This window comes from Candidatus Dependentiae bacterium (assembly GCA_016191325.1).
In the GTDB taxonomy this organism is placed as follows: domain Bacteria; phylum Babelota; class Babeliae; order Babelales; family JACPOV01; genus JACPOV01.
Genome location: JACPOV010000008.1, coordinates 293,397 through 308,321 on the forward strand (window position 1 = coordinate 293,397; position 14,925 = coordinate 308,321).

The 14,925-nt window shown below is 41.1% G+C and carries 14 protein-coding genes; 7 read left to right on the plus strand and 7 right to left on the minus strand.

The window, feature by feature from the left end; translation table 11 throughout:
• Nucleotides 1-2: 2 nt before the first annotated feature.
• The 4 genes from HYX58_01770 to HYX58_01785 all read right to left on the minus strand — a co-directional run bounded on the left by HYX58_01770 (nucleotide 3) and on the right by HYX58_01785 (nucleotide 1,710).
• Nucleotides 3-353, minus strand: coding sequence for a hypothetical protein (locus HYX58_01770; protein ID MBI2774712.1), 351 nt, complete (start codon nucleotides 351-353; stop codon nucleotides 3-5).
• A 77-nt stretch (nucleotides 354-430) separates the two neighbouring features.
• Nucleotides 431-793: a hypothetical protein gene (locus tag HYX58_01775; GenBank protein ID MBI2774713.1), complete on the minus strand. Its 363-nt coding sequence runs from the start codon at nucleotides 791-793 to the stop codon at nucleotides 431-433.
• Between the two features lie 84 nt (nucleotides 794-877).
• On the minus strand, nucleotides 878-1,240 hold the full coding sequence (locus HYX58_01780; protein MBI2774714.1) for a hypothetical protein: 363 nt from the start codon (nucleotides 1,238-1,240) through the stop codon (nucleotides 878-880).
• 92 nt (nucleotides 1,241-1,332) lie between these two features.
• Complete coding sequence (locus tag HYX58_01785; protein ID MBI2774715.1) at nucleotides 1,333-1,710, minus strand: RNA-binding protein; 378 nt, start codon at nucleotides 1,708-1,710, stop codon at nucleotides 1,333-1,335.
• A gap of 221 nt (nucleotides 1,711-1,931) precedes the next feature.
• Between HYX58_01785 and HYX58_01790 the strand changes: the two genes are divergently transcribed.
• A complete protein-coding gene (locus HYX58_01790) occupies nucleotides 1,932-6,944 on the plus strand; it encodes a hypothetical protein (GenBank protein ID MBI2774716.1) in 5,013 nt (1,670 codons plus the stop codon).
• Between the two features lie 6 nt (nucleotides 6,945-6,950).
• Here the strand turns inward: HYX58_01790 and HYX58_01795 are convergent, their stop codons facing one another.
• Both HYX58_01795 and HYX58_01800 read right to left on the minus strand, forming a co-directional pair.
• Nucleotides 6,951-7,577 (minus strand): orotidine 5'-phosphate decarboxylase, encoded by a 627-nt coding sequence (locus tag HYX58_01795; protein ID MBI2774717.1) that lies wholly within the window; start codon nucleotides 7,575-7,577, stop codon nucleotides 6,951-6,953.
• Between the two features lie 100 nt (nucleotides 7,578-7,677).
• A complete protein-coding gene (locus HYX58_01800) occupies nucleotides 7,678-8,391 on the minus strand; it encodes a hypothetical protein (GenBank protein ID MBI2774718.1) in 714 nt (237 codons plus the stop codon).
• 72 nt (nucleotides 8,392-8,463) lie between these two features.
• On the opposite strand from HYX58_01800, the gene rsmG reads away from it, so the two are divergent.
• The 5 genes from rsmG (at nucleotide 8,464) to HYX58_01825 (ending at nucleotide 13,436) form a co-directional block, all read left to right on the plus strand.
• A complete protein-coding gene (gene rsmG, locus HYX58_01805) occupies nucleotides 8,464-9,120 on the plus strand; it encodes a 16S rRNA (guanine(527)-N(7))-methyltransferase RsmG (protein ID MBI2774719.1) in 657 nt (218 codons plus the stop codon).
• A 64-nt stretch (nucleotides 9,121-9,184) separates the two neighbouring features.
• Entirely contained in the window at nucleotides 9,185-10,615 is a 1,431-nt protein-coding gene (locus tag HYX58_01810) for an MATE family efflux transporter (GenBank protein MBI2774720.1), read from the plus strand.
• A 139-nt stretch (nucleotides 10,616-10,754) separates the two neighbouring features.
• Nucleotides 10,755-11,039, plus strand: a complete 285-nt coding sequence (locus HYX58_01815) for an Asp-tRNA(Asn)/Glu-tRNA(Gln) amidotransferase GatCAB subunit C (GenBank protein ID MBI2774721.1) — start codon at nucleotides 10,755-10,757, stop codon at nucleotides 11,037-11,039.
• Nucleotides 11,040-11,047: 8 nt separating this feature from the next.
• Nucleotides 11,048-12,496, plus strand: coding sequence for an Asp-tRNA(Asn)/Glu-tRNA(Gln) amidotransferase subunit GatA (gene gatA, locus HYX58_01820; GenBank protein ID MBI2774722.1), 1,449 nt, complete (start codon nucleotides 11,048-11,050; stop codon nucleotides 12,494-12,496).
• A 145-nt stretch (nucleotides 12,497-12,641) separates the two neighbouring features.
• The gene (locus HYX58_01825; GenBank protein ID MBI2774723.1) at nucleotides 12,642-13,436 is read left to right on the plus strand and encodes a phosphatase PAP2 family protein; all 795 of its coding nucleotides are present in this window, start codon (nucleotides 12,642-12,644) and stop codon (nucleotides 13,434-13,436) included.
• A gap of 24 nt (nucleotides 13,437-13,460) precedes the next feature.
• Here HYX58_01825 and HYX58_01830 read toward each other — a convergent pair whose 3' ends face one another.
• Nucleotides 13,461-13,853, minus strand: a complete 393-nt coding sequence (locus tag HYX58_01830) for a hypothetical protein (protein MBI2774724.1) — start codon at nucleotides 13,851-13,853, stop codon at nucleotides 13,461-13,463.
• Nucleotides 13,854-14,071: 218 nt separating this feature from the next.
• On the opposite strand from HYX58_01830, the gene HYX58_01835 reads away from it, so the two are divergent.
• Complete coding sequence (locus HYX58_01835; GenBank protein ID MBI2774725.1) at nucleotides 14,072-14,914, plus strand: ribose-phosphate pyrophosphokinase; 843 nt, start codon at nucleotides 14,072-14,074, stop codon at nucleotides 14,912-14,914.
• Nucleotides 14,915-14,925: the final 11 nt, after the last annotated feature.

The window sequence follows — 14,925 nt, forward strand, 5'->3', positions numbered from 1 at the left end:
GATTATTTTATAGTAGTGCAAGCTTCGCGAAAATGATAGCATGCGCCCCATCCAAACAGTGCCGTCAGCACATCTAATGAAAGCCCCAAGCTGCCAATGCCATTATATTTTTCTTCGCAGATGATGGGTAATAAAATTGCCTGAGAATTTCGATGTTGGTATAAAGCGGTACTTTGAATTCGTTCGCAATTTTTTGCGCGCAGGTATGTGGATAATTTAAGTGTTTGATAACCTGCAAACAAATACGCAATCCCGATCGCCGTATTTTTGGCGGTATTAAGCAGATCATCCTCGCAAGAATAGATCTTCGTCCACGCAAAGAAAAACAATAAAGAAATTGTCCTAGTTTTCATGCCCCCTCCATGATCAGTTGCCTATACCTATTCCTATCAAAATACTTGATGCGATTGCAATCTTTCGATTAGTAGCGTTATGAGGACTGATGAGCGTTGTACGCTCCATAGAGAAAATAGCAGCCGGCCGATGCAAGTGATCCGCTGACAACTTTTGAAGCGTACCGCAAGTAGGTTATCTCGCCTTGATGCTTTTGATTAAGGCTTCCAATTGGGCGAGCATTCCATGGGTGTGCTTCTTCGTTTATTATGCGGTCCTGAAGTTGTTTCGTATCTCTTTTGATTATGTAGTTCATAATTTTTTGGCAACCATAGCCGGAGCAAATGAGGCCGACGCCCAACAAAGTTCTCGTTGCGGCGCTGAGCTCTTCATGAGGAGAACATACAATTAAGTTGTTATCCAAAAACCAAAAAAGCAAAATTAGTAATAATTTCTTCATGTTCTTCCCCCAGGATTTATTTAACGTGAGAATCATAACTTAGGGGGATAAGTTGTATGAAGATTTTAATTGTTTGTGTCTGAATTAATTACAGTTTTTCAGATCTTGGTATGCCGACAACGTGAAGAATGCAGCTGCGCAAGAAGAGGCTACGCCGGTAATTTTTACCGTATGCTGTACCCCTGAGAAAAAATATTGCTGTATTAATGAGTGCGTGCGCATGTTTCGTTTTATTGCAGTTTCCACATTTCTATCTCGGGCTGGAACGGTAGATTGTGCACTTTTTAATAATGTATTTAGTTGCCGGCAGCTATAGCTTACGTACGCCAAACTGACCGCCGCTAACGCTTTAGTAATGGCAGCTGAAGCTTCGAACGATTCGCAAGGATTTGAATAGGTAGAGGGATTTGCAAGAAACAAAAATAGAAATAAAGGAGAGAGCTTCATCAAGACATTCCTGTTTTTGAAAGTTGAGTAATGAAAAAGGCCACATGCAATAAAGCATATGGCCTTTTTTTATTTCAATCTAATCAAAGAGATTAGCGATTCCAGCCACCGCCGTTACCGCCACCGTTTGAATAAGAAGAGCGTGGACGGCCACCAAAGCCACCACTACGGCTACCACCGCCGCCTGTACCACCGCCACGGTTGTCAAAACGACGTGGGCGTTGTTCCATCGGACGAGCTTCGTTGACGCGAAGTTGTTGGCCTTCAAGAGAATGACCATTCAATTGCTCAATAGCTTGTTGTGATTCTTCAGCTGAAGGCATTTCAACGAAAGCGAAACCACGAGCTGCACCAGTGAACTTGTCTTTAATCAATTTAACAGAAGATACTTCACCAAATTGAGAGAACAAGTTTTTCAACATTTCTTCAGTTACCGTACGGGCAACATTTCCAACATAAATATTCATAATAAATTCAAAAATCGCAATAGAGAAGTTAATAAAGTATTGTCAACGAAAGCGTTATTTTATTGCCAAATGCCTTTCAGTGGTTAGTGCATAAACATTTCTTACCTAGTCAAGCCAGTATACCCTAAAAAAAAGCCGGAGTAAAACGATAGGAAAGATTATTGCAATTAGGGTAATTCCTTGGGTACAGTTGCGCTGTGCGACAGACAAAGAGAGAGGATACTATGAAAAAAGGCGTATTTTGGTTACTTGGGCTCCTAATCACTGCCCCATTAGCCGGTCAACAGGCAGCATTTGATGGAAATACTGTACTTAAAAAACTAGCAGATACGGTAAGCAGCCAGGGTGATAAGGTGAGCGAGCTTATAACTAATTGGCAAGCCTCGATTCAGAGCATGCAAACCGATATCGCTTTATTACCTGCTGATAGCCAAGCCGCGTTACTCAAGGAGGTTTCTTCCTTGCAAGCAGCGATTGCTCAAGGAAATAGCTCGATACAGGCTCTAATAGCGGATCGAAAAGCCACGGCGGAAAAAGCGATACAAGATACTATAAAGCAGGTTGGCACTGGTCAATTGGGTTCCGCGCAGGCTCTTCGCTCGGTGCAAGCGTTAATCTTCGAGGTTAATAAGGCTTTAAGTGATGGCGTTTCTTTATTTAATAGAACCATTGCCTCTTCTTTCAATAGTACCCAACAAAACGTGGCCCGCCTTGTTAATCCGATCAAAAGATCCCAGAGTTCTCAAGCGTTAATTGAGGCGCAAAAACAGCAAAAAGAACATAGGGCGCAGGTTATCTCACTGGTTCGTGCACTTAGCTCTCTCTCTGATCAGCTAACTATGGCACGGAGTGCCGCGCGCAAAGCGGTAGCAGATTTCGGCGCGAAAGGTGAGATGCCCAATGAGACTATTTCGAGCGTTACGCGTGATTATCGACAGCTTCTTAAGCCGCTTTCTCGTGCCTATCAAGCTAACCAGATTAAAGCCGATTTTAACGATAAAACAAATCTATTAAGTGCAACGCTGCGCGAACTTATTAGATTTTATCTAACGACCACGTCGCTCTACCTTAATAAAGCAAAGCAGCAACTCAAAGCAAAAGATAAAGCAGGCTATCACGAGACGATGTATCATCTTGCCAAATTGCTGACCGGCATAGGAAAGGGCGGTGGAGCTCTTGTAACCGCATCCGGGTTTGGCGCGGCGGTCAAGGCAATAGCTGGCGAAACGTTTCCCACACAGCAAGATATCGTTACAAAGTTTTACGATATTAATAAAACTAAAATAGCGATGGGCGAATTTCTTGCAGCGTTTCAAGATTTAATTGCAACGGTACCTGCACCAACGGAAGAGCAATTGCGCATTGCTGCCGCCTACTATTATGAAATAGGCACTAATTTTTCGGTAATTGATCCCAATCAATTGCCCGCCTTACAAAAAACTATTAATAGCAATTACGCGTTTATGCTGATTTTGCGTGCGGCGGCTCTCTTGAAAAGTATGGTTGCTGGCAAAGATAATAACGCGACCTTGAATGAAGCGATCAATGCCTACGGGCAAGCGGCTAAATATTTTTCTCAAGCGAATGATAGTGCCAATCAGGCACAATATCAGGCTTTGCATGATAATTTAGTGAGCGCATTAAAGTTTTTAGATCAAGGAAAATCGGCTGAAGATGCTGGCAACACAGCGCAGGCGATAACGGCGTACCAGCAGGCGGTTAAAGCATTTACAGTGGCAAACGATACAATAGATGCGCAGCGGCTCAATACGCAAATGAGCCGTTTGCAGGCGCAGCAGGGAAGAAAAGATGGCATAGCGCAACTTGCATCGTTTGCAGATCAAACGAAAACACAAATGCAAAACTATATGGCATATATCAGCACGCTTAAAGAAGATGCAGATCAGCGACCATTTTTTGAAGTTTGGCTTACACAGCTTGGAAAAATTGCTCCTGAAGTTTTACAAAATTATTCTCTAGCGGTACAGAAGCTTAAAGAGATGAATAGTTCTACTGCAGATCTGCAGGCCGCAATTGATGTTCTTAATGGTTTGATAGCGGTGCAAAATGTGCTTCCTAGTGGCGATAAACTATTGGCTAACAGCACGCTCGATGCGCTTAATGATGCGCAAAATAATTATTTTGCCAGTGCAATACAGGCAGCACAAAAAGCGGATGCCGCTTATAATTTGCAACCTGGATTGGCACAGCTCATTCCGATTTATCCCAGTGCTTTTGCAAATGAAGCGCTTAACCAATATCTTTCTAATGGCCAACAGTGGAATTTCACGACGCTCATACAGCGACATATTGCCAAACTATTTTCAAGCATTATAAACGATTCTATGGATCCAATTACGGCAGCACAATTTTATTCGGCAGCAATTGCAGGAAGGTCGCCTTATCTTTCGACTCAATTAAATGATTACTTGAAGAAAAAATTAAACGATTTTGCAGGTCGCAAGCAAAATATTGATGCTCTGCTTGCGGATGCGCAAAAAGCTGAAGCGGCAGCCCGCGCGATGACGGTTGCGCAATGGGGGGCTTTAAATCCCCAAGCCTCTGTTTATTCAAGCCCTGCAGATAATGCCTGGAAAGATGTGCTTAGATTATATTTAACTGCGTACCGATTAGGCTCTCTTGACGCTCGCCAAGATTATCTTCGTGTGTTGCAAGAATACCAAGATGCGTATATGAAAAACGTTCCCGCTCTTTTCTATCCACCAATGAATGTGGCCAAGCTCGCATTTGCTCGCTTGGTGCTTCATCATCAGGCAAATGATGTACAAGCGACTAATGAATCTTTTAAACAGATTGCTGATCTTCTTAAGCCGGCGTTTGACGAAATGAACACCGCTCTTTCTCGCGTTAAAAATCCAGCTTATATTGCGACAGCTGGAGAAATTCTTGTGGATATGGCTGGATTTCTGTCTCGTTTTGATCAGATACTTGCTGATCAACAAAGTATTATCGCTGAGCTTGCGCCCGGTTCAAGTGCACAAGGGTTGACCGTTTTTGAAAAAAATATAAATACCCAGCAAGATACCGTAACAGTTTCAATTGGATTGCCAGGGCAGGCCCCTGCACTTTCGATTACGCTTGTAAATATTGATGCTCTGAGCGCATCGGTTTATAAATCGATCGGGGATTATTATTTTGCAAAGAAGGATTATACAAAAGCATCCAGCGCTTATTATCAGGCGCAACAATATTTCAATAAAATTAACAATACCGAGCAAGCAAATGCGGTAAATACACAGTACAAGATAGCCTATTCTCGTAGTTATACTGATATTTCAATTAATTCTATTATCCCTAGCCAGACCGATAAGCATACTATAGAGAACGTTTCAGTTGCTGGTGCAAATGTTCCAGCGCGCTACGAGCTTTTAAGTTATGGGCTGGAATTGCCCGATTATATTCCGTTTTCATTAACAAGCGATCAGATTAAGAAAATGGCACCGGATGCGTTATCAGCTTTCTTGGTTAATTACGCATTTTTACTTTTTGTTGATCAAGCTCTTAAGGCTCAAGGTATGAGTTATTCAGATGCGTTTAGTGGTGTTCAGGTGCGCAGTGATATAGGCCCAGATGTGCGAACAATAATTATGCAAGGATATCAATTTGTAAAAAACCTGCAGGCGCGCATTGCAGGTAAACAATCATCACTCAGTCTGGTTGAGCGAAAAAATGCATATGGTACTACGGTTTTCGATCTTTTTGAAAAATATAAACCAATTCCTGTGCAGCCGATCACCGGCTTTCCAATGACCGCAGTTCCGTATCCTTCATTTCCGACAGTGCAGGGATATTATGGATGGGCGCAGCGCCTTGCAAATCCTGCAACGCCTACAATAACAGCTGGAGGGCAAACGTATGTTTCTGGCAATGATCCGGAAACATACAAGTTGGCGACTACTTTGCTCGCCCAAGCATATCTTTCGGCGGCTGCGATTTATAAAAAGCGTTTAGATTTTCTCATGAATGGTGGAGATGTATCACTGATTGATCCAGGTATGAGCGCCGATGAAATGAAGAATTTAACGGCAGCGCGCCAAGATATTATAAAATTGCAATCAATAGATAAGAACGATATGAATGTTAAGCTTGCAGACTTTATGCAAACGTACAAGCTCATCCAAGATTACGCTCTTAACGTTATTGCTTTGTATTATAGTTTAGCTTCTGAATTATATGATCAACTTGGCGATGTAGAGCGTGTCGCTGCAATAAATATCGCTATGAATGGAGATTTGTACAACCAGCTTGGTGATTTAGCGCAACTGTTTTTAGTTGGCGATCCGTTTGCTACTGAATATTTTTATGGCAGCCAAGATAGTTATGGCGGTGTGCTGATCGATGTTAAAGATTATTATTTGACGGCCGTTAAAGCGTATGGATCAAAAGATGAACGTTCAAATAAATTGGTTGAAACTGCTGGAAATCTTTTTGTGCAGGCGGGAGATATTCTTACTAACCAACAAAACTATTTTGGATCAGTAAGCCTTTATTCTTTTGCGGTTGGCGCATTCAAATCTATGGTACCGGTTGATCAAAAAAAATTAGATGCTGCAAATCTTAAGCTACTGCAAGGGTATTATAAAGGTTCTTCTAATAATATGATTCAGTATCATACTGCTCGTTCGGCTCCAATAACCATTACGCTTTCAACCGGGCAACAAGAAACGATCAATTTGAGCGACCTTATTGCTAAAGCTGGTAATGGGGATACTGCCGAAAATGATAAAGCACAATCAATTAAAGAGGCGTTTCTTGATGCGCTTGTTTATTATATGGGAGGTTCGCTTGCTGCAAATCAATTAGCGGGTAGTTCTGCTGATAGCTCTCAAGGAAACACCGCCGATGAATCTAAAGATCCAGTAGTTCTAGCTGCAAAGCAACTCGTTAACGGCTACTTAACGCAAATTAACGTTTCATTTGATTCGGTAGAGAGCGTTATACAATGGCTTATGAGTGATTCGTTTGCACAAACGCTCAATGGTGCATTTGACTATTTTAGTAAGCAGATTCTGAATTCACCCGATCAAACGGCGCGCCTTGCCGGATATCGGGCGCTTGGTATGTGGATGAATAGGCTGTTTTATGATGCGTTTGGTAAAGTTTACATGCAAGATTATTTGGGAGAAGTTTCGGCAAATGCGTTACAACTTCTTTTGCAAAGCGTAAAAGATGAGGAGCAGGCTATTGCCGCACCTGCCCAGCAGTGGATTGGATAAGATTGGTTATCCATTAAACGCATCGAAAAAGAATTTCGCTTCGTCTTCAGGGGAAGCTGCGTCCGTAATTGGTTTTCCAATAATAAGGCCATCAGGATTGATAGCTTTTATTTTATCGATCGAATCTTTGGTAATGCGTCCCGAAATGAAAATTGGTAAATTAGTATTACCGCGAACCATTTCCCACTTATCCGCTAATGCAAAAGCTTCTTCGCGCTGTTCATACGGCCGATGAAAAAGCAAAGCGTTAACGCCTATGCTTTTTGCTTCAAGCGCCGATTGGCCAAGCGAGCATGAATCAAGTAAATCGAGCATTACCGATTTATTAAATTCGTGTGCGGTTGTTGAGGCAGAGTGAATAACATCTTTTGTTGTTCCCGCCATTACTGTAATCCAATCAGCACCCGCTTGAGCGAGTAGGGTAACAGCGTGTTTGCCACGATCAACAATCTTTGCATCTGCCAGAAGAATTTTATCTGGAAAGACTTCTCGAAATGTTTCTACAGCTTTGACTCCATGCTTGAGTAATAACAATGATCCTATTTCAAGTATTGACGCATACGGTGCTACCGCAGTTGCGATCGATACCGCCTTTTCTAAATCGGTCATATCAAAAGCAATCTGTAATTTCATATGATCCTTTCTTGCGCTCTAGGCACATCTGATGAAGGTAGTATACATGATTTATGTGTATAAGAAAAATTAAGGCGATAACCCCATGATAATGCATATATTATTGCACTAATTGTTCAGAATAATAGGTTTCTGATACTTTTTTTATTTCTTGGGTGATTGGCTTAAAAAATTGGCGCATTTTTATCATCCAAAGTGCTGGAACAGTACTATTGATATTCTTTTTTACATAAATCGGCGGCAAAATCAAATTTGGATTCGGTTCTACCGGAATTATTCCCTCAGGAATGTAGATCGAACTTGGCTTAGCAAAAAGAACAATCGTATCAAGTTGGATTCTATTATTTTCAGGAAGTGATACTTTTTCTATTTTCCACGAGGTTATGTTCGTTTTTGGATCCTGGCTGCGGGTATATGAGTACCGTACTGCAGGTGCGGACGGGTCGATTTCCCAATGGTGGATGGTATTTCCTATCATCGCAACGGGAACAATCCGTTCAGTAACTAGGATATGAATGGTTTGGCTTTGTTGTTTGAGTGGAAAACGTATTTGACCATTGAAATCGGACGCGGTTATGTACCCCCAATAGGTGCTGAAAATTCCTTCAGCTGTTCTTGTATCACTACGGTTTCTCAGTGTTTTTATAGCTAATTTTCCAGGTGTAGAGACAAGCGCTTTGAGCTCTTCGTGTGTGGCATTCTGATCAAAAGGATAGGGGCGCAAAAAGAAGGTTATCTGCGTTGCCAAGCAGGATGAACTGCAAATTATTAAAAAAAACGGTATCCTTAAGAATCGTATAGGTAATGTTTTCACTGCGTTCTCCCATAAGTTTCTAAGAATATAATAACAAAGATTGAATATAAAAATATATAAATTTGGAAATATATGATCAATGAGAATATTTTAGCGTCCGATGCTGATAAACAACTCTTTCAAGAGTTTGTAAGAAATGAACGACTTTCCGAGTCACAAGCTGAGCAATTTAAGGCTTATTTAGGGCTTCTTATTGAATGGAATGAAAAATTTAATATTACTGCCCTCACTTCGGTCTCTGAAATCATAAGTTTCCATTTCAAAGATTCACTCGCATTGGATAAATTCATTAATTTAGAAGAAATCTCGATGATTGCCGACGTTGGAACCGGCGGCGGCTTTCCGGGTATTCCGCTAAAAATTCGTTATCCGCATCTTGCGATCCAGTTGATCGAAGTAAACCAAAAAAAGGTTCAGTTCCTTACGATGATAGCACAAACGTTGGGGTTATCTAACGTGCAGACAAGCGATCTTGATTGGCGCACTTTCTTGAGAAAAACCAATTATCCGATAGATCTTTTTGTCTCGCGTGCATCACTGGCACCAGAAGAACTCATTCGTTTGTTTAAGGGGGACAGTCCGTATCAAAAAGCGCGAATGGTGTACTGGGCTTCGATGCATTGGCATGCGAGCTCTAAAGAAGCCCCTTTGATAGAAGAGGAACATTCATATAAGATCGATCATAAGTCTCGCAGATTAATTTTTTTCAAAAAAACTGATGTAAGATGAAAAAAGGGATATTTTAATGGAAATAAGGCACATCACCGGCAGCGCGAAGCAAGGATCGCTTAACATGTCCAAAATACAAGAAGCTAGCCCGAAAAAAAAGTTATTGAAAAGCTATTATGATGGGATCGTTGATACAGAAAATGGCGGCGAAACCTATGGCACTATTTTAAAATATTTTATTCCAGAATTCATCACTTCGCTTTTGCTTTATGCAATAATTCCTCTCATTGATGCACGATGGATAGCTGGCCTTAAATCCACTTCATTGTATGCGACCGTGGGCGTGACCAACACTCTTATACATTTTATAGTTAAAGCGGCTGAGGGGTTTTCGGTAGGTACCGTTATCGTTGCCGGGCAATACAATGGTTTAAGTGAATATAAAGAAGTAGGCCGATCGTTGTCTGCTGCTTTTTGGGTGACCGCTATCTTCGGTACCCTTATTTCAGCTGGATTATATGCAGGCGCTTATTGGATCTATTGGCTCTATGGTGTGCCAGAAAAAATGATCATGCTCGGTATTCCGTTTTTGAGAACCCGCGCAATCGGCATATTCTTTATGTTTATGTTTTTTGCATTTATTGGTTTTTTACGCGGAATAAAAAAGCCGCGCATTCCTATGCAAATATTTATTGTGGGTGCTATTACATTTCTTTTTTTCGATTATGTTCTTATCAACGGTGTCTGGGGATTTCCCGCATTAGGATTACAGGGCTCAGCAATTGCTTCGGTAATTCAATATGGCGTAATGCTCTTACTCGCGATCACCTACGTTGTGGTAAATCCGGATAATCGTAAGTATGGTATTTCGATTATGAAAGATATCACTAACCACGAACGCATGATCGATATTATCAAACTCAGTTGGCCGGTCGTTTTAGATAAAACGCTTTTTGCCGCAGCCTATATTTGGCTTGGATTTCTCATTAATCCTATGGGTAAATACGCTATTGCCAGTTATAGCGTGATAAAAGATTTAGAGCGTTTGGCAATTCAGCCGGCAGCAGCCTTTGCGCAAGTAATTACCTACTTGGTAAGTAACGCATACAGCGTGCATCATTGGAATGCTATTAAGGTAAATATTAAAAAAGTTATTTTCTTATCGTCGGTTTTCGTTTTTTCTATCTTGATTCTTTTTTCTTATAAGCCTGAATTTTTCATCTCTATTTTTGACCCAAAAAAGAAATTTACTGAATTTGCAGCTGCGGTTTTCCCTCTCATGAGCATGCTTGTTCTTTTTGATGTTGTTCAGCTTGTTCTTTCTGCTGCATTGCGCGGTGCTGCAAACGTGCGCATTGTTATGTGGGCTCGCATGGGGACCTTTTTACTTTATTTTATTCCGGTCTCGTATCTTTTTGCTCAGGTTACTGTTCTGAATCCTATGATAAAATTCTTGTGCATCTATGGCTCTTTTTATTTAGGAAACGCAGTTATGAGTCTCATCTATATCTGGCGCTTGAGAGGCGAAGATTGGAAAAAAGAGTCGATCAACTAAAAACCGGCGCTTTTTTGGCATGAAAATCTGCTCTTAGAAAATTTCTTGGTATCCGCACAGATGAATGACCTTGAGCAATTTGTGAGGTTAAGTTGTTTTTGGTAGTATTACTTAAAAAGCTCCATCTTGAAAGATTGCTATGACCGATATAACAAAAGAAGAATTAATCAAATTAGCTCGGATCTCACAACTTCATTTAGAAGAAAGTGAGATTATTCCACTTATGACTCACGTACAATCAATATTGGCCTATGCGCAGCGCGTTAAAGATATCGCAAGCTCTGGCGAATTTGATCACGCGCAGCAAGTAAATGTACTTCGGCCAGATGTGGTGATTCGCACCGATAATGAATTGATATTAAGTCGTGCGCCTGAGCGTGAAGGCAACTTCTTTGTTGTACCAAAAATTATTGAATCCAAGTAGGAACATTAATGAACAATTTAGCTTTTGCAACGATTGACGAGCTTCGTTCTGCTCTCGAAAAAAAAGAAATTTCTTCAAAAGAACTTCTTAATTTTCATCTCGAGCGATTTTCAAAATATGATAAAACTATCGGATCTGCGCTAGAAATTTTTAATTCCGACTCAATTATGGCAGAAAGTGCAGCATCAGGAAAATTATTCGCGATGCCTGGCCTTATTAAAGACAACATTTGCCAAAAAAATCGGATCACTTCGTGCGGATCTAAAATTTTGCAAAATTATTCTGCGCCATACGATGCAACCGCCATTGCGCGTTTGAAATCTGCCGGTGCATTTCTTGTTGGGCGCGCAAATTGCGATGAATTTGCAATGGGCAGCTCAACCGAAACATCAGCATATCAAAAAACTAGAAATCCATGGGATGTTTCTCGTGTTCCGGGTGGCTCCAGCGGCGGATCAATAGCTGCAGTTGCTGCAGGATTTGTTCCATGGGCTTTGGGATCTGAAACGGGCGGTTCTGTGCGTCAGCCCGCTGCGTTTTGTGGCATCGTTGGATTTAAACCAACTTACGGATTAATTTCCCGTTACGGGCTTGTTGCGTATGCATCATCGTTTGACCAAATTGGTATCGCTACGCGCACCGTTAAAGATACGGCGCATGTACTTTCAGTCATTGCGGGGCACGATGAACGTGATTCAACTACGTTGCAACAACCAACCAAAGATTATACGGCTACCCTCAACGGCAAAATTAAACCGGGCATGCGCATTGGGATTATAGAAAATGCTCTCTATGCCGAGGGTGTAGATGCGCAAGTGGTGAATGCGATCGAGCAAGCGATTAAAGAGCTTGAGCGTTTGGGCGCGACAATAAAACGAATTACATTGCCAGTGCTTGATTATAGCGCAGCGGTTTACTTTATTTTAAGTAGAGCGGAAGCGGCATCAAATCTTTCACGTTTTGATGGCGTTCGATACGGACTACGAGTCAAAAAACCAACTCTTGCCCAAATGTACGCACAAACGCGTGAGCAAGGTTTTGGCAAAGAGGTAAAAGCGCGCATTATGATCGGAAATTATGTACTTTCCGTCGGCCATGCTGGTGAATTTTATGTGAATGCAAAAAAAGTACAAGGCTTGATGCGGAATGCTTTCAATCAGGCGTTTGAAGATGTCGATCTTCTTGTAGCGCCAACGCATCCCGCTCCCGCATTCAAATTTGGTGAATTTGATGAGAATAAGTTGCAAATGGATCTACAGGATTATTTTACCTGTGCAATGAATATTACCGGCATTCCTGCAATTTCTATTCCATGTGGCATGAGCAGCGAAAATTTACCGATCGGGTTTCAGCTCATTGCTCCGCATAATGCTGAAGAGCTTATGCTGCAAACGGCGCATGCGTTTGAACAAGCAACTCCGTGGCACAAAAAACATCCACAAGGATTTGGTGCATAATAACAATTTTTGTAAGTAGATTGAAAAAAGCTCTAGAAAGGCCATCTTTTTTAGAGCTTTTTTTATTTCTAAGTTTAAATCATTGGTAAATATGTATTAGACTCGAAAAAGTTTACATGCCAAAAGATAAAAAAGGGTGAGATACGTGCAGTTGTTGATAGTATGTCTGTTTCTGTTTCATTTTGCTTTTGATGTTCAGGCAAATTGCATAAATAAAAAAAAATATACAAATCCATGTTTTCAGATGCGGGATATTCCTGAATTTCTTAAAGAAGCGGTTTACCTTTATCGTTCTCTTTTTACGATCGATACGGTAAAAGTTATTGTTGGCACCGTACCCTTTTATCTTTCAGCGCGAATGATTGATGAATCTCTGCAAAAACATTTTTATGATCGCAATTGCCATAAAAATAGAGGCCAATTTAATGGTGGATTTATTGAAGCGGTAGAAAAAACTGCATTTGCAGGTTCCGTTTTACTCTCTTCATTTTCCCTTTGGGCGCCAGACGAACATGTGCGGCGCACAAGTCGGCTTTTTTTCGTTGGTGTGATTACCGGATTATGTTTTAAAGATGTCGTAAAATGTGCAAAAACGAATGCTAATTTGCGCCCCTGGAACGAACATTTTAGCTGTGAGCGGCGAGCGCATGGCGGATTTCCATCGGGGCATATGTTTGAAGCTTCGTATATGATGACTGTATGGGGATTAGAATATGGGGTTCGCGCATGGGTGCCGCTTGGCATATTTGCGGGGCTTATGTTTGCGGTAAGTGTGAATGCAAATCGGCATTATCTTTCGCAAACAATTGCGGGCACTTCAGTTGGCGTAATTTTTGGATTAGCAACACAAAAAGCGATAGCTTATAGCGCGAATCAGGCATGGTCAGTTGATGTGAACTGCAATGATCGAGTTGCACTTAATGTAAGCTACCGCTTTTAGGAATACTTAATTTAAAATTCTTAGTTATTTTGTGCGCAATTGGCTTTGATAAGAACCAATTTTCTCTTGGAACGTTTCATGGTGCGCTTTCTTGTTCTCTTTCCAAGAATCAAGGTAATTAATGAGCTCGCGCTTGGTTTCTTCGCTAAATGGATAAGGATTTATGGTTGCGAGGCGTTGTCTAAGCCAGTCAAATGCTCCCATTTCAAAATCTTCCAAGTAGGCAAATTTAGCCGCAACAAATTTTTTAATATCATCAAGCAAACGGCTCCAATTATCTCGATAGGTTGTTTGCATAGCTGCCGCATTCTCTGCTGCGCTTGGCATTGTCGGTGCTTTTGGCATATTCTGAGCTGCTTGAGCAGAAACCATACTCAAAAGTGAAAAAATGACGATCAATTGTTTTAAATTGTTCATACATTTCCTTTTTTTAAAAAGCGTTTATTGTAGAATGAAATTTGAATCATTTTTATAATAGCAAATATTTTCAGGCGCCGGCAATGAATGGGTAGCGGATGCCTGAAAAATGCATGAAAATAATGAAAAATCACACTTTTGACTTTTAAGTTTTTTTACTCGAAGATGAATTAATGAAGCAATGGAGCGATTTGACTGTTATTTAAAGGTAATTCTTCATGAAAGTTTTTTTTACCAGATCGGTGAGCCATTTGGCTCATGCAAGCGGCCAAGAAATCGGCACAATTGCGTTTGATCATTTTTCTGATGGGGAACTGCGCGTTCGCATTCAGGATGAGGTAGCAGGTAAAGAGGTTTGGCTCGTCGGCGCTACGCCGACACCTGCAGAAAATATAGTTGAAATCTGTTTAGTTCTCGATGCGCTGTGCAAAGCGGGTGCAAAAGTTAACCTTCTCATTACCTATTTTGGGTATGCGCGGCAGGATACTATGAAAAAAGGTGAATCTTTAAGTGCGGCGGTGCTTGCGCATTTTTTTGACCAGTTTTCACTCAATCGTTTTTTGGTTTTGCACATGCATAATCCAACATTCCAGCATGATGTGCGGTTTAAATCGATAATTAATGACGCTTTTTTTGATGAATTGGCAAAGCAGGCAGATATCATTGTCGCTCCCGATCGCGGGGCGATGCAGCTTGCGACCAGTATTGCCGAGCGTTGTAGAAAAAAGACTATTTTTATGCACAAAGTAAGGCCTGAGGTAGATCAAGTTGAGCTTTCATTTGAAGGCGATGTTCGGGGGAAAAGTGTATTGATTGTTGATGATATGATTACGACCGGCCGTACCATAACTCAAGCGGCCCAATTATTGAAAGATGCCGGCGCTCAAAAGATTATCGGGGCGGCAACCCACGGAATATTTTCTATGCATGCATTCGATCTCATTGAAAAAAGCGCGCTCGAAAAATTATATGTAACCAATTCTATAGCGCAACATTATCAACATTCTCGTATTGAAACTATTTCACTTGTTCCATTTATTAATGAATTAGTGGCTATTTAATCTGCATTCTT

Bases quoted from the DNA above. Each gene is read 5' to 3' on its own strand.
- HYX58_01770 (MBI2774712.1), bottom strand. From the start codon at position 353: ATGAAAACTAGGACAATTTCTTTATTGTTTTTCTTTGCGTGGACGAAG.
- HYX58_01775 (MBI2774713.1), bottom strand. From the start codon at position 793: ATGAAGAAATTATTACTAATTTTGCTTTTTTGGTTTTTGGATAACAAC.
- HYX58_01780 (MBI2774714.1), bottom strand. From the start codon at position 1,240: ATGAAGCTCTCTCCTTTATTTCTATTTTTGTTTCTTGCAAATCCCTCT.
- HYX58_01790 (MBI2774716.1), top strand. From the start codon at position 1,932: ATGAAAAAAGGCGTATTTTGGTTACTTGGGCTCCTAATCACTGCCCCA.
- HYX58_01795 (MBI2774717.1), bottom strand. From the start codon at position 7,577: ATGAAATTACAGATTGCTTTTGATATGACCGATTTAGAAAAGGCGGTA.
- rsmG (MBI2774719.1), top strand. From the start codon at position 8,464: ATGATCAATGAGAATATTTTAGCGTCCGATGCTGATAAACAACTCTTT.
- HYX58_01810 (MBI2774720.1), top strand. From the start codon at position 9,185: ATGTCCAAAATACAAGAAGCTAGCCCGAAAAAAAAGTTATTGAAAAGC.
- HYX58_01815 (MBI2774721.1), top strand. From the start codon at position 10,755: ATGACCGATATAACAAAAGAAGAATTAATCAAATTAGCTCGGATCTCA.
- gatA (MBI2774722.1), top strand. From the start codon at position 11,048: ATGAACAATTTAGCTTTTGCAACGATTGACGAGCTTCGTTCTGCTCTC.
- HYX58_01830 (MBI2774724.1), bottom strand. From the start codon at position 13,853: ATGAACAATTTAAAACAATTGATCGTCATTTTTTCACTTTTGAGTATG.
- HYX58_01835 (MBI2774725.1), top strand. From the start codon at position 14,072: ATGAAAGTTTTTTTTACCAGATCGGTGAGCCATTTGGCTCATGCAAGC.